Source organism: Bifidobacterium favimelis, assembly GCF_037963085.1.
Taxonomy (GTDB): domain Bacteria; phylum Actinomycetota; class Actinomycetes; order Actinomycetales; family Bifidobacteriaceae; genus Bombiscardovia; species Bombiscardovia favimelis.
In genome coordinates this window covers 890986-910572 of the sequence record NZ_JBANDZ010000001.1, presented here as the reverse complement: position 1 = coordinate 910572, position 19587 = coordinate 890986, and the positions used below count along the sequence as shown (strand labels likewise).

The following is a 19587-nucleotide window of genomic DNA, read 5'->3' as shown; positions in this document are numbered from 1 at the left end:
TCCTGAATGCGCTCGCAAACGGATTATGCAATGAAGCACCCTTCGTCAAGGGTCGGGCATCAGCACCCATTGCGTTCCCTTGGCTTCTCAACGCGGTCCTTGCCATGCCAGGCATCCATCACGTTGCCGCCCAAGTCATCGTGTATGAAATGAGTCCCGGAACTTTCGGGTTCCGGGACTCTTGCACCGCTCCCCCTCCGGGAAAACCCCGGTGGGATTCATCATGTCATTCTAATCGTCGCATCGACCAGTGCCGGGGGTCAGACGCTCACATACAGGCGCCCGGCCGGACTCACTCCCACTCGATGGTGGCCGGCGGCTTGGAGGTCACGTCCAGGACCACCCGGTTGACCCCGCGGCACTCGTTCGTGATCCTCGTTGATATCGCGGACAGGACATCATAGGGCAGGCGGGACCAGTCGGCCGTCATGGCGTCCTCCGAGCTGACAGGCCTGAGGACGATGGGCGATCCGTAGGTCCTCTCGTCCCCTTGGACGCCGACCGAGTGGACGTCGGCCAGGAGGACGACCGGGCACTGCCAGATGTCGCGATCCAGACCGGCCTTGGTCAGTTCCTCCCTGGCGATGGCATCTGCCTCGCGCAGGAGGTCCAGCCTGGCCTGGGTGATTTCCCCGATGATGCGGATTCCCAGGCCGGGGCCGGGGAAGGGCTGCCGCCAGACGATCTCGTCGGGCAGACCCAACTCGGTGCCGATGGCCCGCACCTCGTCCTTGAAGAGGGTTCGCAAGGGTTCGACCAGTGTGAAGCCCAAATCGGCCGGCAGACCTCCCACATTGTGGTGGGACTTGATGTTGGCAGCACCGTCTCCGCCGCCGGATTCGACCACATCCGGGTAGAGGGTGCCCTGCACCAGGAAGCGGACCTCCTCCCCCTTCTCGCCGGCCTGGGCCACTACCTGCCTGGCCGCCTTTTCGAATGTGCGGATGAACTTCTCGCCGATGATCTTCCTCTTGCGTTCGGGCTCCGTGACCCCCTTGAGCGCGGTGAGGAAGTCCTGTGAGGCGTCGATCGCTATCAATTTGATGCCGGTGGCCTGGACGAAGTCGTGCTTGACCTGTTCGACCTCCCCCTTGCGCAGGAGGCCGTGGTCGACGAAGACGCAGGTCAGCTGGTCTCCGACGGCCCTGTGGACCAGGGCTGCGGCGACGGCGGAGTCCACCCCTCCCGACAGGCCGCAGATGACCTGGTGGGGGCCGACGGTCTTGCGGATGGCCTCGACCTGCTGGTCGATGATGTCGGAGGCCGTCCACGACGCGGGCAGGCCGGCGCAGCGGTGAAGGAAGTTGTCGATGAGCTCTTGGCCCAGTGGGGTGTTTGTCACCTCGGGGTGCCATTGGACGCCGTACAGCTTGCGGACGGGGTCCTGCATGGCCGCCACGGGGGCCCCTTCGGTGTGGGCGAGCGCCTGGAAGCCCTCGGGTGCTTCTATCACGGCCACCCCGTGACTCATCCACACGCTCTGTGTGGCGGGGGAACCCTCCAGCAGGCCATGGGCATCGTCGATGATCGCCTCGGTCTTTCCGTACTCCCCCAGCGCGGCCTTGTCCACCCGGCCGCCTAGCTCGTGCGCCATGACCTGGAACCCGTAGCAGATACCCAGCACGGGCACGCCGGCTTCGAAGATCCTGGCATCTATGGTCGGGGCCCCGTCCACATACACCGAGGCGGGTCCTCCGGACAGGATGATGGCCTGGGGGTCCTTGGCCAACATGTCGTCCACCGACATGGAGTGCGGGACAAGTTCCGAATACACGTGCGCCTCACGGACACGGCGTGCTATGAGCTGGGCGTACTGCGCGCCGAAATCGACGACTAGGACGGGACCCTGGGCCATATGACTCCTTATATATATACCTATGCGAATGTTGCCTGTAGTCGCATGTTCACATGCATGCAGTTCCGACGTGCACCCCTGCCCTGCCCCGCCTGCCATGGTCTCCTGGGATACCGCAACAGGCCGGGTCTTCGCCTGGATGTCACCACACATTATGTCCACTCATTCCGACAAGGGGGCCGGATCGAGGCCAGTGGAACGGAATCTGACAAAATCACGAGCAATTCTTCACAAGAGTGAACACGCAGGCAAAGAAAACGGTCAGAAAGTCGCCTCTACAAAGTAGCATATAGAGCGATTGGGAATGCGATCCCGCGCGATTGCCCAACCTCGCGGATCGCTGCCCCATAGAATAACAAACGCACTACAGTGCAGGAGCACACATGACGAATCCCGTTATCGGCACCCCGTGGACCAAGCTCGACGCTCCGGTCTCAGAGGAGACCCTGGAAGCCGTCGACAAGTATTGGCGTGCAGCCAACTACCTTTCCATCGGCCAGATTTACCTTCGCAGCAACCCGCTGATGAAGGAGCCCTTCACTCGCGAGGATGTCAAGCACCGTCTGGTGGGCCACTGGGGCACCACCCCTGGCCTGAACTTCCTGCTCGGCCACATCAACCGTCTCATCAGCGACCACCAGCAGAACACGGTGATCATCATGGGACCCGGCCACGGCGGTCCTGCCGGCACCTCGCAGTCCTACCTGGACGGCACCTACAGCGAGTACTATCCCAAGATCACCAACGACGAGGCTGGTCTGCAGAAGTTCTTCCGCCAGTTCTCCTACCCGGGCGGCATCCCCTCCCACTTCGCGCCTGAGACCCCCGGGTCCATCCACGAGGGCGGCGAGCTGGGTTACGCCCTCTCCCATGCTTATGGCGCCATCATGAACAACCCCAGCCTCTTCGTCCCCTGCATCGTGGGCGACGGCGAGGCCGAGACCGGCCCCCTGGCCACCGGCTGGCAGTCCAACAAGCTGGTCAACCCCCGCACCGACGGCATCGTCCTGCCGATCCTGCACCTGAACGGGTACAAGATCGCCAACCCGACCATCCTGTCGCGCATCTCCGACGAAGAGCTCCATGAGTTCTTCCACGGCATGGGATACGAGCCCTTCGAGTTCGTGGCCGGCTTCGATGACGAGGACCATCTGTCCATCCATCGCCGTTTCAGCGACATGCTGGAAACCGTCTTCACCAAGATCTGCGAGATCAAGGCCCTGGCCCAGACGGACGACATGACCCGCCCCTTCTACCCGATGATCATCTTCCGCACGCCCAAGGGTTGGACCTGCCCCAAGTTCATCGACGGCAAGAAGACCGAGGGCTCCTGGCGCGCCCACCAGGTGCCGCTGGCTTCCGCCCGCGACACCGAGGCCCACTTCCAGATCCTCAAGAATTGGCTGGAGTCCTACAAGCCGGAAGAGCTCTTCGACGAGAAGGGTTCCATCCGCCCCGAGGTCGTCAGCTTCATGCCCAAGGGAGACCTGCGCATAGGCGAGAACCCCAATGCCAACGGCGGCCGCCTGCTCAAGCCGCTGGCCCTGCCGGACATCCACGACTACGAGATCGACGTGAAGAAGCACGGACACGGCTGGGGGGCCACCGAGGCCACCCGCGTGCTGGGCTACTACACCCGCGACGTCCTGGCCAAGAACCCCACCGACTTCCGCATCTTCGGGCCCGACGAGACCGCCTCCAACCGACTGGCGGCAGCCTATGAGGTCACCAACAAGCAGTGGGACGCCGGTTACATCTCCGAGCTGACGGATGAGCACATGGCCCACACCGGCCAGGTGATCGAGCAACTGTCCGAGCACCAGATGGAAGGCTTCCTGGAGGGCTACCTGCTCACCGGCCGCCATGGCATCTGGAGCTCCTACGAGTCCTTCGTGCACGTCATCGACTCCATGATCAACCAGCACGCCAAGTGGCTGGAGGCGACGGTCCGCGAGATTCCGTGGCGCAAGCCCATCGCAGGCCTCAACCTCCTGGTCACCTCGCACGTCTGGCGCCAGGACCACAACGGCTTCTCCCACCAGGATCCCGGTTTCGTCGACATCCTGCTCAACAAGAACTTCAACAACGACCATGTCGTCAACATCTACTTCCCTGCTGACGCCAACATGCTGCTGAACGTGGGTGAGCGCTGCTACAAGTCCACCAACTGCATCAACGCCATCTTCGCCGGCAAGCAGCCGGCCGCCACCTATCAGAGCATCGACGAGGCCGCGGCCGAACTGGAGAAGGGCGCCGCACGTTGGGACTGGGCTTCCAACGCCAAGGACGCCGAGGATGCCGATGTCGTGATCGCGACCGCAGGCGACATCCCCACCCAGGAGGCTCTGGCCGCCGACGACATGCTGCAGAAGCTGGGCCTGAAGGTCCAGTTCGTCAACGTCGTCGACCTGCTGAAGATCCAGGATGCCGAGGAGAACGACCAGGCCCTGTCCGACGAGGAGTTCAGCGAGCTCTTCAGCAAGGACAAGCCCGTCCTCTTCGCCTTCCACGCCTACCCTGGCTCCATCTACCGCCTGATCCACGGCCGCCCGAACCATGACAACTTCTCGGTCCACGGATACGAGGAGCAGGGTTCCACGACGACCCCGTACGACATGGTCCGTGTCAACGACATGGATCGTTGGTGCCTGGCCGCCTCCGCCCTGAAGCTGGTGGATGCCGACAAGTACGCCGACCAGATCGACAAGTGGACCAAGTTCCGCGACGAGGCCTTCCAGTTCGCCGTGGACAACGGCTACGACCACCCGGACTACACCGACTGGGTCTGGCCCGATGCCAACCGCGCCGGCCAGGAGAACGTCTCCGCCACCGCGGCCACCGCTGGCGACAACGAGTGAGCGAACCTGTCCTGAGGTGAATCACCCCAGGTAGGTCCGACGGCCCCCGACATCAAGTCGGGGGCCGTTTTCATCCCTCACCCCGACCACCCCAACCTTGGGTTGCATGAGAACACCCCCCCCCCAGCCATATCCCGCACCTAGTTCTCCCACTCCCCCTATACTGAGAGACGGAATCGGTGAACGAAGCGGTCACCGGCAGCGTTATGAACAGGAGAAGCACAGTGAGTCGTGCAGTCAATGTCATGATCATCAGCCCGGAGGCGGCCCTGGGACGCAATGTCGTAGCCTACGGGGTTGTCCGGTCCCTGTCTGAGAGGATGAAGACCGCCGTATTCAGACCGGCCGCCTGCAAGAAGGAGACCATGACGGACACCCTGATCGCGGCGTCAGGCTCCCACCTGGACAGGTCGGCCTGTGTGGCCACCTGTCCCTGCCACGCCATCGAGGACAAGGACCAGGCCAGGGCGGATGCCCTGGTCGCCTATGATTCCCTGGTCGGGCGGGCCGATCCTGATATGGTCGTCATCGTGGGAACGGACAGGCTGAATGTCGGCGATCCGGACATCTTCACCTTCAACGCCGACCTGGCGGCCGATCTGCGCTCCCCGGTCCTTCTGGCGGTCTGCACCATCTCCCGCCAGCCCGGACAGGTCGTCAAGACCGTGAGGGCCTGCCGCAGGTCCGTCGAAAGAAGCGGCAGCCGTGTGGCCGGAGTCTTCATCACGGGCTGCGAGGAGGATCAGAAGGCCCCCCTCCACGAGGCTTTCAAAGAGTACGACCTGCCCGTATGGACGGTCTCCAGGTTCGACTTCGACCCCGACCCGCAGGCCTCACAGTCGCACGATGAGGCCTACAGCCTCTTCAAGCGTGATGTAGATGCCGACCAATTGGCCGCCTGCCTGCAGGGGGGCGCCCCCGAGGTGACCACACCGATCGCCTTCCAGAACGACCTCCTGGCTAAGGCCGGGTCCGAGCGCAAGACCATCGTCCTTCCCGAGGGGGGCGAAGACCGCATCATCAAGGCCGCGGACTACCTCTTGGAACGCGGTATCGTGGACCTGCTGATCGTCGGAGACAGGGGGGCCATACTGGAACGGGGTCGCCAGCTGGGCCTGGAGCACCTGGACAGGGCCGCCTTCCAGGCCATGGATGACGAGACCCTCCTGGCCCCCATGGTCGACAGGCTCTGCCAGCTGCGAGCCAAGAAGGGCATGACCCCCGACCAGGCCCGTCAGCAGCTCAAGGACCCTTCATACTTCGGCACCATGCTGGTCGTCCTGGGGAAGGCCGACGGCTTGGTCTCGGGATCGGTCAACTCCACGGCGAACACGGTGCGTCCCGCCCTCCAGGTGATCAAGACCAGGCCTGGAGCCTCACTGGTGTCGGGCGCCTTCCTCATGTGCTTCCGCGACCATGTGGCCGTCTTCGCAGACTGTGCCATCAACCTCAACCCCAACGCCGAACAGCTGGCGGACATAGCAATCCAGTCCGCCCAGACCGCCCGCTCCTTCGGCATCGACCCCAAGGTGGGCATGCTCTCCTACTCCACCTTGGGCTCAGGCAAGGGCCCTGACGTGGACCTGGTGGAAGAGGCCACCGGGCTGGTCAGGCAGAAGGACCCCGACCTGCCCGTTGTCGGCCCAGTCCAGTTCGACGCCGCCTGGTCTCCCACCGTGGCCGCCGCCAAGGCCCAGGGCGATCCGGTGGCCGGACAGGTGAACGTGTTCGTCTTCCCCGACCTCTCTGCAGGCAACATCGGCTACAAGGCCGTCCAAAGGACCTCCGGCGCCCTGGCCATCGGACCTGTCCTCCAGGGACTGAACAAGCCGGTCAACGACCTCTCACGCGGAGCCCTGGTGGAAGACATCATCAACACGGTGGCCCTGACCGCCGTCGAGGCCCAAGAGTCCTGACACCGGCATCTTCCTCCTGCGGAATCGTCCCCTGACCGGTGTCGCCTGACACCGGAGGGGGCAGACCCCGCCCCCATCGGCAACCGCCCCAGGCGCCGGAGGGGGCGGGGCCCGTCATTCTCCTGACCACATGGTAAATGGCCGCGAATAAGAACCTTGTAAAGGCCGGCGAGTAACCTTGGCTGGGTATAGAAGCATTGGCTTCAGGCAACATATCAGGAGGATGCCACAATGGCGAAAACCGTCCTTGTCATCAATTCGGGCTCCAGCTCCATCAAGTACCAGCTGGTCGACCTCGAGACCAGCGAAAGCCTGGCCTCTGGCCTGGTCGAGAAGATCGGCGAACCCGTCGACGGCCACTACAAGCACGAGTACCAGGGCGAGAAGCATGAGCTCGAAGAGCCCATCCACGACCACGAGACCGGTCTGAAAAGGGTTCTGGGCTTCTTCAAGGAGTATGGCCCCGACCTTGACAAGGCCAACATCATCGCCGTCGGACACCGTGTGGTCCAGGGTGGGGCCATCTTCCCCAAGCCTGCCCTGGTGACCGACAAGACCCTGGCCCAGGTGAAGAACCTGGCCGTTCTTGCCCCCCTCCACAACGGTCCCGAGGCCGAGGGAGCCGAAGTCATGCGCAACCTCATGCCCGATACCCCCCAGGTCTTCGTCTTCGACTCCTCATTCTTCTTCGAGCTGCCCAAGAAGGCCTCCACCTACGCCCTCAACAAGGACATCGCCGAAAAGTACCACATCCGCCGTTACGGCGCCCATGGAACCAGCCACCAGTATGTGGGTCAGCTGGTCCCCCAGGTGGTCGGCAAGCCCGCCGAAGGTCTCAGGCAGATCGTCCTCCATATCGGCAACGGGGCCTCCGCCTCCGCCCAAATCTCCGGCCATCCGGTCGAGACCTCGATGGGTCTGACCCCCTTGGAGGGCCTGGTCATGGGCGGACGCACCGGTGACATCGATCCGGCCGTCGTCTTCCACTTGATCCGCAACGCCCACATGAGCGTGGACGAGCTGGACACCCTCTTCAACAAGCGGTCCGGCATGACCGGTCTGACCGGCTTCGGCGACATGCGCGAGGTTCATCGCCTGATAGCCGAAGGCAACGAGGACGCCAAACTGGCCCTGGACATCTACATCCACCGGATCGTCGGCTACATCGGCAACTACACCGCGCAGATGGGCGGCCTGGATGTCCTCACCTTCACCGCCGGCGTGGGCGAGAACGACGAAATCGTCCGCCGTCGGGTGGTCGAGCAGCTGGCACCCTTCGGCGTGAAGTTGGACGAGGCCAAGAACGACCAACGCTCCAAAGAGTCCCGGATCATCTCCACCCCTGACAGCTCCGTGACCGTCTGCGTCATCCCCACCAACGAGGAGCTCTCCATCGCCCGCCAGTCCGAGGTCGTTGCCAGCCAGGGCGACTCCTACGGCAACAAGTTCAAGGCCTGAGCCCTATAGGCCACAGACCGGCCCCGGTTGCCAGCCGCTGAAAAGCGTGCTGCACCATGAAGGCCCTGGTTCACACCCACTCGTGTGAACCAGGGCCTTGCCATATGATCAGTCGCCTGTGGCGACCATGTCTGCCCACATGTCGGGGAAGTCGGGCAGGGTCTTGGCCGTCGTCCCGATGTCCTCCACCTGGACGCCGGGGATGGCCAGTCCCAGCATGGCGGCGAAGGTGGCCATCCTGTGGTCTGCATAGGTCTTCATTACAGCGGGGTGTAGGCGATCTGGGGGGACGGGCTCGATTTCTATGCCGTCGGCCATTTCCCTGGCCCGTCCGCCCACCCTGTTGATTTCCGTGACCAGGGCTTTCAGGCGGTTGGTCTCATGTCCGCGCAGATGGCCTATCCCCCTCAACCGGCTGGGCCCGTCCGCGAAGACCAGGATGGCGGCTATCGAAGGCACTATCTCCCCTGCCTGTGACAGGTCGAACCCGCCCAGTGGACATACTTTCCCACTGCCGGTGACCGTCAGGCAGGTGTGCCCCCGGTCATCACGGGTGAAGGCGACCTCTCCGCCCATCCTGGTCAGATAGGAGGGCAGGAGGCCGCCGGGTTGGGTCGTGCTCTCCGGCCAGTCCGGTATGCCGACCCTTCCGCTCGCTATGAGCGCGGCACCGAGGAAGGGGGCCGCGTTCGACAGGTCCGGCTCCACCTGGACGGTATCCGGCAGCTGGGGGCCGACCCCATCGGGCCGTCCGTCCGGTTCATCAACGTCCTCCGAGGCTCCGGTCCCGTCCACCATCCAGGAGTGGGCCTCCTCGTCCACCTCCACCCGTACCCCAGCCAGGGTGAGGTCATGGACGGTCATCCTGATGTGAGGCAGACTGGGCAGGTTCTCCCCCTGATGATGGATTGTAACCGGTGCACCCAGGCGGGAGGCCAGAAGGAGGAGACCGGATATGAACTGCGAGGAGGCGGAGGAGTCTATCGTGACCTCTCCCCCACCCAGCCGCTGAGGCGGGTGGATGATAAAGGGAAGGCGCCCCTCCCGACTGAGGTATTCCACCCGGGCCCCAAGCTGCTCCAATCCTGACAGGAGGGGGGCCATGGGACGGGCGTAGGCCTGCAGGTCCCCGTCAAAGCGGGTGGGCCCGTCGGCAAGCATGGCCAGGGCCGGGACGAAGCGCATGACGGTGCCGGCCAGGCCGCAGGTGACGGTCCCGCCTCCTCGGAAGACACCACCCGCAGGGGGGATGATCATCACCCTGGTCGGGTCCTCTCCCTCATGGCAGGTGACTCCCAGCTCGCGCAGGGCGCCGATCATGAGGTCCGTATCCCTCGATCTGAGCAGTCCGCCGATCCGGACCGGCCGTCTGCCCATGGCCGCCAGGATCAGATATCGGTTGGACAGGGACTTGCTGCCGGGAACCCTCACCCGGGCGTCGAGCGGGCCGACTGCCGTCGGGGCCTTCCACAATGCTTCAGTCATGCAACCATGGTATCCCGCCGGTCCGATTGCGGTGGAGGCACTGTGCTATATTGAATTTCTGTGTCCAGGGAGGTCCCTGGACTCCGGGCTATAGCGCAGCTTGGTAGCGCGCCTGCTTTGGGTGCAGGATGTCGCCGGTTCAAATCCGGCTAGCCCGACCGTTGCCCTTCATCGCGATATGCCACCTTGATGGAGTACTTGCCCGTCCAGATGATGACGGGTTGTCAAAGGTGATGACGGGGTCAGATAAGCAAACCATCTCTGCGGACGCGATTGTCACAGCGGCGATAATGAGATTGTGTATTGTACCGATTGGAATAGTGTTGTATTTCCTCAGAGGATGAGGTTCTTGCATCCAATCTGAGTGGCTGCCCCGCAGATCACCTCCGGCCGAGCGACACCGGCTTTGTTGTCACGCTGACTCTGATCCTTCAAGAACCTAATCCGCAGAGTCTCCGACCCCTTCAGCATCTTCCCCGTTCGACGCCTTGACGGTGGATGACCTCTCGACGCAATCGACGATTCTGCCCTCTCCGATCGTATAGACGGCATCAGCCACCTGGGTTATTTCATCATCATGATGAGATGCGATGATGACCGTGGTCCCCGATTCTCGCTGCCGGTCGATCTCATCCAAGAAGACCCCCACCGAGGCTTTATCCAGACCATTGGTCGGTTCGTCCAGAAGCACCAATTCCTGATGCTCCATCAACGCCTGCACCACAGCCAGCTTCTGTCTCATTCCAAGCGAATACGACTTGACCTTGTCCTCACGTTTTTTGTAGAGGTTGAAAATATCCAGAAGCCGTAGAGTCTCCTTGAGGTCCCAGCCCTTGTCCAAGCCTGCCAAGTACTCCAGGTTCCACATGGCGCTCTTGTTTCCGATGAACCCCGGCGTCTCGATGATGGCCCCCATCCTCACCGGAAGGTTCTCGTTGAATACCACCGGCTTCCCCCCGACCTCAACCGTACCGGCATCTGGGTGTATGAACCCGCATATGGTCCTGAGCATCATGGTCTTGCCTGAGCCATTGGGGCCCACCAACCCGTACACCTTCCCTTTCTCGCAGGACATGGATGCCTCATCCAGCACCTGTTTGTGCTTGATGGTCTTGGTCACACCGCTAACTTGCACATACATGTCAACCTCCTATAGGATTTCACAACGCTTGAACATACGATAATCAACGAAGAACAGACCCACGGTCACGATTGCATACAGAATGGCCCACACGGGCAGGGACAGAGGTGCACGGCTCATGAGAAGGCTTTGAACCGGAGCAAGACTGGAATACAGGAAGGCAAATATCAGGCAGACCATGTAGCCTACGACTGCATTTCCCGCAAGTGCGGCCATACAGACTACCAGCATGAGCAGGAAGACGGTCCAGGTCGCACAGGCAAACCCCTCGATGACCACCCGCAGATGTCCATTACCCTTGACAAGCAGCTGAAGGATCAGCTGGGGCAACGAGAACAGGAGACAGTAGCCGACCGTAAAACCAAGATACCGCAAATATCGATTCCATCCCCTCGGCTTACGTATGTAAGCCATCCAATCATCTTCAAGGAGATAAGCGGTGGGCTGTCCAAGGGCGGCGAGAAGACCGACCGTCAGGAAAGTAAATGAAACCATGTCAAAGGGGACGGGAGAGACGGATCTCTCCATGGGTGTGGGCATCATCCCCAAAAAGCGGGTTTGAGGATCTTCCATGAACAGGTAACGCCCGATGACGGGCAGATAGACCACCAGGATGGCCAGACGAAATGGCCAGCGATCACGAAGGTAGAATAACCAGCGGTTGCCCTTGTGCATCTTCTTACACCAGCCGATCACGACGCGAATAAAACCACCAATTGCCAGCAACCAGAATCACCGCCGCTGAGACGCAAGGAATGACCTTTTGAACCATGATTGCTCCGAAGGAAGGCTCAACGATCTTGAGAAAATAAAACACCGCCTCGACGAAGGGTCTCGCCCATGTTTCTATGGAGTTGCATATCATGGTCATGAATACCAACATGAGTGGAACCGCCCAGCCCCAGGGAATGCCCAGATTAACCAGAAGATAGAGGGCAAGACCGAAGACGAAAAGCTGGCAAAACGCTGAAACGACCAGGAGCACGGTCACTGACGGCAGCTGAACGACGTTCGCCCGCCACTCATATCCAGGTATGCAGAAGAAGGCCAATAACCATATGGCAAAGTAATAAAGTGTCACGAACAAGGTGCACTGGGCTATCCATTTCAGATTCGAACGAAACTCCACCTGTGCGGAGGTCCTTATCCACTCCATATGGTTGAGCCGGGAAGCTCCGAACCAGATCATGCATAAGAGGACCGGAGCTATCAGGACAGGTAAGTCCTGCGCGCCGAGGAAGCGGTCTATGGAGTCAGACAAGTTCGGTCTTCCTGTCATGAAAAGTACAAGGGAACCAGCAATCGACAGCACGAGAAAAACGATGAAGACCGCTCGCTGGGCGAAGTTCGTCTTGATCCACCTTATCGATAGTTCAGATGACATAGGAATGCACCTTTTTCCCGTACAGCAAAGCGGTGATCAGGAACAGGATAGGGATGGTCATAGCGGCGCCGAGTTCGTTCGGGGGCCGGGTTGCAACTCTGAAATCAAGGAAGTTCAAATAACTCAAACCTTGAATCGGCCACCTGGCAAGGCCCACCAAGGTCCAGGGTATATAGGCGAAAGCGAAGGGGGCCAGAATCTCGACATAGGGGATACGGGTGAAGAATGTCACGCCCGTGGCCATGGCGGACATCAGGCCGGCCATGACATAGATGTACGCATAGGCGAAGGCCAGGAGGAGCAGCTGGTTGAACTTGTACAGGCCATACACCCAAGAGTCAGCGTCAATGAGAGGGTAATTGTAGCTGTTCAGGACTCCTTCGACGAACCACATGTGCGGACGGTGAATGATGGCGATCACCATGCTGACAAAGAGGGGGAAAATACCGGCCAGTCCCCCAATGATGAAACTTGACAGGAGGGAGATACGCAGAGTGGGCCTCTGGGGCACACGCATCAGAAGCGAGTTCAGGCGGCCGCTCACCCTTTCCCTGGAATACAGATCACCTCCCACGAATGAGGCCAGAATCGGAATCATCAACAAATACAACTTGGTTCCACTCCCGAAATAATTGAAAAGGAGCATGTAATTGAAGAAGTTGGGGTTCGGCTGCGGCAAGACCCATGGCATGAAGAAGGCCGTCCTATACTGCAGGGCAAGAATAATCACCGTCACCACGGCGACGACCAACCACTTCCAACTCAATAAAGCCGATTTCAGCTGTCTTCTCAGTAGCCCCATGGTACGCAAACGCCTTTGTATCGCGAATCAGAACCCCAAGGAAACTGGAGGAGACTCTTGTGAATTGTTTTATCCTACTATTTCATTATACATGTCAGCGAGCTTTTGTATATCCCAATATCGGCCTTTGACCCCTGTGAGGACACCCTGATTATCCGCATCGCCCTTAAAGGCAAGAGGCCATCGTCCTGTCTGAAAGCTGTCTCATCGACAGCATGGTGGGCATGCCACTGGGGAATTCGGTCATCGTCGTCTGCCGCTTGGTGGAAAGCAGGGGAATAACTTGGATACTGTCATACGCGACCCTGTACATCCCTCCCGACCAGTCTGCGCATGGCCTCATGCTGGATGACGATGATGGCTTTGGCGGATCGGATGCCTGCCCCGGTCAGTTCCTCCCAGCTGACCCAGGCTGACTGGACATGCTCACCCGGGTCGAAATCGGTCTCTTCGCTGTGCCAGCGATACAGGTGAATGACCATGAGGTGAGCCAGTTCATCCAGGAAGCCTTCCGACGAGTACGCATCAGGGGCCTGATCCACCCACAGATCCGGGTCGGTGGCCTCCCCCGACCCGGCCTCTTGCAGGTCCGGTGTCGTCATCGGGTTTTCCCTCCTCCCCTCACCCCAAGGGCCGGGGACGACGCCCGTCTCCTCCCGCAACTCACGCAGGGCCGCTCCCAGAGGGGCCTCTCCCTCGTCCATCATGCCGGCCGGCAGACCGTATACGTAACCCTCCTGGCCGACACGGTACTCCCTGGTCAGCAGGTACTTGTCGTTGGCCACATCGTGGACCAGCATGACCACAACCGGAGCATGTCGGATCAGCTGCCTGCTGATGACCTCCTCCCCGCCATCGGCGAGAGAGAGGCCTATACGCCTCTCTTCCACATCGAATATGGGCCCGCGGAAAACCCGCCGATCGGAAAGCAACCTGGCGGGCCTATCCATGTCGATGGCCCCGGGGAGATCCCGGTCGTTGCGGGCAAGTCGCATGTTCAGCCGTTCATGCAGACCCGCTTCACCGGCCTCTTCGTTATCTTCGTGCTCTTCAGTCAGTTCAGGCATCCTCTTCTCCTTTCCCGCCGTCTTGACCGTCACCTGATCACGAAGTCCCAGGGATCGGTCCTGGTCCTCGACACCGATATGGTGGGCCGGAACCCGGTTGCGGCCTCCACAGCGCCGGGGATGCCCGTGCGTGCGTAATCGAACCAAAGGCTCTCGATGGCCGAATGGGGGGTGTTGATGAGGGCGGGGCGGGCCTGCTCCTGATCCGGCTGCCAGGAAGCGTCGATCTTGGCCTCGTAGAGAGCCTGCTGATAGGCATCGGTCGCTGGGTGATGTCTGAGGTCACTGGTCACATAGACATCTGCTCCACACGCCCTGACCTGGTCGAACATGGAATCGCCCGATCCCGGCAGGACGGCCACCTTTGAAATCATGTCGCCCGGGTGACCGGCCACCTGTATGCCCAGCTCGGTGTGCGGCAGAACCCGGGCCACCAGGCGGGCGAAATCATCCAGCCGCATGGGGACAGGCAGGGTGCCCACCCGTCCCATGCCCACCTGTCCGGTTTGCGTCCCATCGGACCCCGCATGGAGGTCATGGGGACTCATGGGCAGGGGGACGAGGGGGCTGCTCCCCTGGAGTCCGAACCGGTCGGCCGCCGCCTGGGCCACCCCCCTTACGGCGCTGTCCGCATTGGTGTGCCCCACCCAAAGACCACACCGCGCCCGGACGAGGTCATTGACTACCGACCCCCTGAAGCCCAGGCCCGACACCTCGTGAACGGGACGGAAGAAGAGCGGGTGGTGGGTGATCAGAAGGTCGGCACCCTGGTCGATGGCCTCGCCCACGATGTCGGGACGGGGGTCGACCGCGCAATATATATGGCTGACCGGCCAGGTCGGGTCGCCCACAATCAGCCCGGGATGGTCCCACTCCTCTGCATAATCCAATGGGTAGAGGCCCTCAAGGACCTGGACCGTCCTCATCAAGGACACTGATGTGGCCCTGCCTGCATCCATCGTCGTCGCCACCTTCCTGCCCACTGGGCGCAATGCGTTTGCGGCTGCGGACCCTGGGCCCGCAGCCTGCCCCCCCCTGTGATTATGAAAGAGCCCGGCTCAATGCGCAGCCAGCTGCCAATCGGCCCCGATGCCGGTGGAAACATCGAGAGGAACGGCCAGCGAGACCGCATGCTCCATCGAATCCTTGACCAGCCTGGTCGCCCGGTCGGCCTCCCCAGGTGCAATCTCCACCAGGAGTTCGTCATGGATCTGCAGGCTTATCCGGCTCTTGAGGCCGGCCTGATCCAGTGCATGGCGGGCCTTGATCATGGCAATCTTCATGATGTCGGCCGCAGACCCCTGGATGGGGGCGTTCAGGGCCGCCCTTTCGGCCGCGTCCCGAACCTGACGGCGGGTGGACCTCAGTCCGGGGAAGTAGCGCCGCCTGCCGAACATGGTCTCGGTGTATCCCTTCTCCCTGGCATCGGAAACCAAGGATTCGAGATAGTCATGGACCTTGCCGAAGGTGGCGAAGTACTTTGATTTGAGCACGTCAGCCGCCGCCGGGCTTATCTTCAGCTGTTGGGCCAGGCCGTAAGTGCTCAGCCCATAGGCCAGCCCGTAGCTCATGGCCTTGACGTGGCTGCGCTGGTCGGAGGTCACATCGTCCATGGGGATGTCGTAGACCAGGCTGGCCACATACCTGTGGAAGTCCGCACCGGACTTGAAGGCATCGATCAGGGCCTGGTCCCCAGACAGGTCGGCCATGATGCGCAACTCCACCTGGGAGTAGTCAGAACTGAGCAGGGCCTCATACCCCTCACCCGGCACGAAGGCGGAACGGATCTCACGCCCCGTGGCGTTTCTGTTGGGGATGTTCTGCAGGTTGGGGTCGACGGAACTCAGACGGCCGGTGGCGGCCACGGTCTGCTCGTAGGTGGTGTGGATGCGGCCGTCCCTGGGGTTGACCGCCTCGCGCAGGCTCTGGACGATCTGCTTGAGCTTGTTGGTCTCCCGGTGCCGCAGGAGGGCGCCCAAGAAATCGTTGGCCCTGGGGTTGTCGACCGACTTGATGTAAAGGTCCTGAAGCACGGCGACGTTGGTCGAGTAGGAACCGGTCTTGGTCTTGTGCGTCGGTTGGAGGCCCATGTCGTCGAAGAGGACCTTCTGCAACTGCTTGGGGCTCTGAAGGTTGACCCTTTCCCCCGCCCTGTCCCAGGCGATTTCCTGGGCCTGCCTGGCTTCAGCCGAGAACTGGTCGTGCATGTTCTTCAGGCGGGCGTCGTCCACCTTGGCACCCTCGCTCTCCATACCTGCCAAGACGTATGAGGTGGGGAGCTCTATGGTCCTCAGAAGGCTGAACTGCCGTCTCTCCTGGATCAGCCCCTCCAATTTCGAGGTCAGCATCATCACATACCTGGCCTGACGGAGGATCTGCGACCCCTCCTCCTCCCTGTCGGAGGCCGACTCGGCATCGAGGGGGAGCCTGCCCTGGGAAGCCACAGGTGCCTTGCGCACGGGGATGTCGAGGAAGTGCGCCACGGCGTGTTCCAGGTCGTCCGCATGGAAATCCGGCTGGACCAGGTAACCTGCCAGCTTGGTGTCGAAAACGGGCAGGGGAAGACTGAGTCCGGCGTTCTCCAGGAGATGGATGTGTTCCTTGTACCCGTGGATGACGCAGGTGCCCATCCTCGTGTCGATGAGGTGCTGGAGCGATCTGACCATGGCTGGGTCGAGGCTGTCGCCCTGAATGACCAGGCCGTGGCCGTCCCGTGAGAGGAGGGCCAGGTCGCGCAGGGCGTAGTCCCCCTGTCTGGCCGTGCCATCGGCGTAAAGGACCCAGATGTCATCAAGGGACCGGGCAGTCAGGGCTTCATCGTCACCCACCGAGTGCCGGGTGTCCACGTCCCCGCTCAGGCGGCCGGCCTGTTCGTTGATCTCACGGGTCGAACGCGCCGAATCGTCAGGATCCGGCAGATGGCTGCCGGCCCACTCCTCCAGTGACCGGGCATCGTCCACCCTATCCTCGATGGGCTGGGTGAAGACCTCACGTTCATCCTGATCTGCGTCAGGCGCACCCCCATCGGCTTTTTTGTCGGCCCGGGAGCCACCCCTGCCTGATCCGGATGACGGGTCAAACCCGACCACGGTGCTGAACCCTTTGAGGATCTTGCGCTGGGACCTCTCACCGAATTGGAGCTCCTTGAAAATGCCTTCCGCCTCATCCGTGTGGATGGTGCCGAACTTGAGGTCGTCCATGGTCACACCCAGATCCAGGTCCCTGACCAGGGCATTGACCTTGCGGTTGAGCCTGACCTGCTCCATGTTGTCGCGCAGGGCCTCGCCCTTCTTCCCGCCGATTTCGTCGGCGTGGCCGAGGACCCCTTCCAGGTCTCCATACTGGTTGATCCATTTGGCGGCGAAACCGTCACCGACCCCGGGAACCCCGGGGATGTTGTCGGCCGTCTCCCCCCGCATGGCGGCCAGGTCGGGGTACTGATCGGGCCGGACCTTGTACTTGTCCATGACAGCCTGAGGGGTCATGTGCTTGAGGTCCTTGAAGTGGTGGCCAGGGTAGAGGACGGTTATGTCGTCGTCTATCAACTGGAAGGCATCCCGGTCGCCGGACAGGACCAGGGTCTTGAACCCCTGCTTCTCACCCATGGTCGCCAGGGTCCCGATCACATCGTCACCTTCGAACCCGGGCTTTTCGATGTAAACGATGCCCAGGGCCTTGAGCATGCGCTGGATGACGGGCAACTGGGAGAGGAGGTCTTCGGGGGCGGCCTCCCTGGTCCCCTTGTACTGGGGAAGCATCTTGTTCCGGAAGGTGCCCCCCTTCACGTCGAAAGCCACCCCCATGTGGGTAGGCTTCTCGGCTGCTATCACATCGGCCAGCATGGTGGCGAAACCCCACACCGCATTGGTGGGGTGGCCGGTGGAGGTCGTGAAACTCTCCACCGGCAGTGCGAAGTAGGCTCGGAAGGCAAGCGAATGGCCGTCAACGACCAGAAGCTTGCCCTCCTGTGAGTCAGTCCTGGTCCGGTCTTCCATGGTTCTTCCGGTCAGTCGTCCGTGCCCTGGACCTGTGATATCACAGCGTCCGCGACCTCCTGCATGGTCAGGCGGCGATCCATGGAGGTCTTCTGGATCCAACGGAAGGCCTCGGACTCGGTCAGGCCCATGTTCTCCATGAGCAGGCCCTTGGCCCTGTCAACCCGCTTGCGGGCCTCGAAGCGCTGCTTCATGTCAGTCACCTCTTCTTTGAGGGAATTGATCTGATCGAAGCGCGACATGGCGACCTCAAGGGCAGGGAGGAGCTTTTCGGGGGCGAAGGGCTTGACCACGTAGGCCATGGCACCCGCGTCCGCGGCCTTCTCGACCAGGCTCTGCTGGGAGAAGGCGGTGAGCATGACCACGGGGGCAAGATTCTCCTCACCGATCTCCTTGGCTGCGGTGATGCCGTCCTTGCCCGGCATCTTCACATCCATGACAACGACATCAGGACGCAATTCACGTGTGAGGTCCACGGCCTCCTGGCCGCTGGCGGCCTGGCCGACCACATCGTAACCGGCATCTTCAAGGGCCTCCACGGTGTCGAGTCTAATCAAAGCCTCGTCCTCCGCCACGACCACGGTGCGCCCTTCGGGTGAATCGCTGCGGTTCTTGCTGTCTGAAGCCACTTTTCCAACCTCGTTTCCTCTATCTCACCTTGACCATACTCCCGTACAAGCACAGATTATGGTAAGGCGGGGTTCGTGTTGTCGTGCCCCCGGTGAGACTCGAACTCACACTGCACGGATTTTGAGGCCGTTTCCTCTGCCAATTGGGATACGGGGGCTTTACGTACTCCAGCGAATGTAGCATACTTCGCAGACGAACCCGGCGCAACCGTGTTGTGGTCATACAATGAGGAGTAGTGACCAAATGTCAAAGGAGAGCATGATGACCAGCCAGATTTATCGCCGCTTCGATCCGTGGCGTCCATCGCCCGTGGAGGAGAAATCCCGCAGGCAGATAATGGACAGCCACTACTTCAGCGTGGACAAGGTGACCTACCAGTCGGTCGACGACGAGACCTTCGACAGGAGCATCGTCAATGAGAAGAACGGCGACACCATCGCCGTCCTGGCCATCACCGACGACAAGAGGATCCCCCTTGTGGAGCAGTACCGTCTTCCCACGCACCGCTGGACCCTCGAGCTGCCGGCCGGCCACCCCCGAAACGACAAGGAGGCCCCCATCGATGTGGCAGCCCGCCGCCTGCGTGACGAGGCGGGATACGAGGCGGCCTCCTTCAACCAGTTCGCCCGCTTCATCAATACGCCCAGCTTCTCCAACCAGCACACCTCGCTCTTCTATGCCGAGGGCCTGACCCCTTCCACCCCGGTCAGCCTGGCACCCGAGACCCCCCACCAGGACGTCCGCCTCTTCACGGTCGACGAGGCCTATGCCATGGTGATCGCAGGCACCATACTCGACGCCAAGACCGTCATAGCCATCCTCCGCGCAAAAATCGGCCTGTCCGACCTTCACTGACTCGGTGGGTCCTCCCTCCCCCATGCAGGCGGCGCACCCCTCCTTCGCCTTTGACAGTCCGGGCCCGGCAGCCCAAGATACGATTCGGCCCCGGCGACCACGATAGGTCGCCGGGGCCGAAGTCACTTCACGGGCTTATGC

The 19587-nt window shown here is 61.5% G+C and carries 14 protein-coding genes and 2 tRNA genes; 5 read left to right on the top strand and 11 right to left on the bottom strand.

The window, feature by feature from the left end; translation table 11 throughout:
* Window positions 1-292 precede the first annotated feature (292 nt).
* Window positions 293-1855 carry a glutamine-hydrolyzing GMP synthase gene (gene guaA / locus V6584_RS03690; protein ID WP_340469102.1) on the bottom strand — a complete coding sequence of 521 codons (1563 nt, stop codon included), beginning with the start codon at window positions 1853-1855 and terminating at the stop codon, window positions 293-295.
* 383 nt (window positions 1856-2238) lie between these two features.
* Between guaA and V6584_RS03685 the strand changes: the two genes are divergently transcribed.
* The 3 genes from V6584_RS03685 (at window position 2239) to V6584_RS03675 (ending at window position 8087) form a co-directional block, all read left to right on the top strand.
* The gene (locus V6584_RS03685; RefSeq protein ID WP_340469100.1) at window positions 2239-4713 is read left to right on the top strand and encodes a phosphoketolase; all 2475 of its coding nucleotides are present in this window, start codon (window positions 2239-2241) and stop codon (window positions 4711-4713) included.
* 206 nt (window positions 4714-4919) lie between these two features.
* Window positions 4920-6629: a phosphate acetyltransferase gene (pta, locus tag V6584_RS03680; RefSeq protein WP_340469726.1), complete on the top strand. Its 1710-nt coding sequence runs from the start codon at window positions 4920-4922 to the stop codon at window positions 6627-6629.
* 231 nt (window positions 6630-6860) lie between these two features.
* Window positions 6861-8087, top strand: a complete 1227-nt coding sequence (locus tag V6584_RS03675; RefSeq protein ID WP_340469099.1) for an acetate/propionate family kinase — start codon at window positions 6861-6863, stop codon at window positions 8085-8087.
* Between the two features lie 108 nt (window positions 8088-8195).
* Here V6584_RS03675 and aroA read toward each other — a convergent pair whose 3' ends face one another.
* Complete coding sequence (aroA, locus tag V6584_RS03670) at window positions 8196-9572, bottom strand: 3-phosphoshikimate 1-carboxyvinyltransferase (protein ID WP_340469098.1); 1377 nt, start codon at window positions 9570-9572, stop codon at window positions 8196-8198.
* 84 nt (window positions 9573-9656) lie between these two features.
* Between aroA and V6584_RS03665 the strand changes: the two genes are divergently transcribed.
* A tRNA-Pro gene (locus V6584_RS03665) sits at window positions 9657-9730 on the top strand.
* A 281-nt stretch (window positions 9731-10011) separates the two neighbouring features.
* Here the strand turns inward: V6584_RS03665 and V6584_RS03660 are convergent.
* The 9 genes from V6584_RS03660 to V6584_RS03620 form a co-directional block, all read right to left on the bottom strand.
* Window positions 10012-10713, bottom strand: coding sequence for an ATP-binding cassette domain-containing protein (locus V6584_RS03660; RefSeq protein WP_340469096.1), 702 nt, complete (start codon window positions 10711-10713; stop codon window positions 10012-10014).
* Between the two features lie 9 nt (window positions 10714-10722).
* The gene (locus V6584_RS03655; RefSeq protein ID WP_340469094.1) at window positions 10723-11439 is read right to left on the bottom strand and encodes a hypothetical protein; all 717 of its coding nucleotides are present in this window, start codon (window positions 11437-11439) and stop codon (window positions 10723-10725) included.
* Window positions 11393-12097: a hypothetical protein gene (locus V6584_RS03650; protein ID WP_340469093.1), complete on the bottom strand. Its 705-nt coding sequence runs from the start codon at window positions 12095-12097 to the stop codon at window positions 11393-11395. The genes V6584_RS03655 and V6584_RS03650 overlap by 47 nt, the downstream gene beginning before the upstream one ends.
* Window positions 12087-12899, bottom strand: coding sequence for a hypothetical protein (locus V6584_RS03645; RefSeq protein WP_340469092.1), 813 nt, complete (start codon window positions 12897-12899; stop codon window positions 12087-12089). Before V6584_RS03645 ends, V6584_RS03650 begins: the two co-directional genes overlap by 11 nt.
* A 293-nt stretch (window positions 12900-13192) precedes the next feature.
* The gene (locus tag V6584_RS03640) at window positions 13193-13894 is read right to left on the bottom strand and encodes an NUDIX hydrolase (protein WP_404802624.1); all 702 of its coding nucleotides are present in this window, start codon (window positions 13892-13894) and stop codon (window positions 13193-13195) included.
* Between the two features lie 101 nt (window positions 13895-13995).
* The gene (locus tag V6584_RS03635; RefSeq protein WP_340469090.1) at window positions 13996-14925 is read right to left on the bottom strand and encodes a Nif3-like dinuclear metal center hexameric protein; all 930 of its coding nucleotides are present in this window, start codon (window positions 14923-14925) and stop codon (window positions 13996-13998) included.
* Window positions 14926-15024: 99 nt separating this feature from the next.
* The gene (polA, locus tag V6584_RS03630; RefSeq protein WP_340469088.1) at window positions 15025-17961 is read right to left on the bottom strand and encodes a DNA polymerase I; all 2937 of its coding nucleotides are present in this window, start codon (window positions 17959-17961) and stop codon (window positions 15025-15027) included.
* Window positions 17962-17972: 11 nt separating this feature from the next.
* Entirely contained in the window at window positions 17973-18590 is a 618-nt protein-coding gene (locus V6584_RS03625; protein ID WP_340469087.1) for an ANTAR domain-containing response regulator, read from the bottom strand.
* An 84-nt stretch (window positions 18591-18674) separates the two neighbouring features.
* A tRNA-Leu gene (locus tag V6584_RS03620) sits at window positions 18675-18748 on the bottom strand.
* A 104-nt stretch (window positions 18749-18852) separates the two neighbouring features.
* On the opposite strand from V6584_RS03620, the gene V6584_RS03615 reads away from it, so the two are divergent.
* The gene (locus tag V6584_RS03615) at window positions 18853-19446 is read left to right on the top strand and encodes an NUDIX domain-containing protein (RefSeq protein ID WP_340469725.1); all 594 of its coding nucleotides are present in this window, start codon (window positions 18853-18855) and stop codon (window positions 19444-19446) included.
* The last annotated feature ends 141 nt before the right edge of the window (window positions 19447-19587 follow it).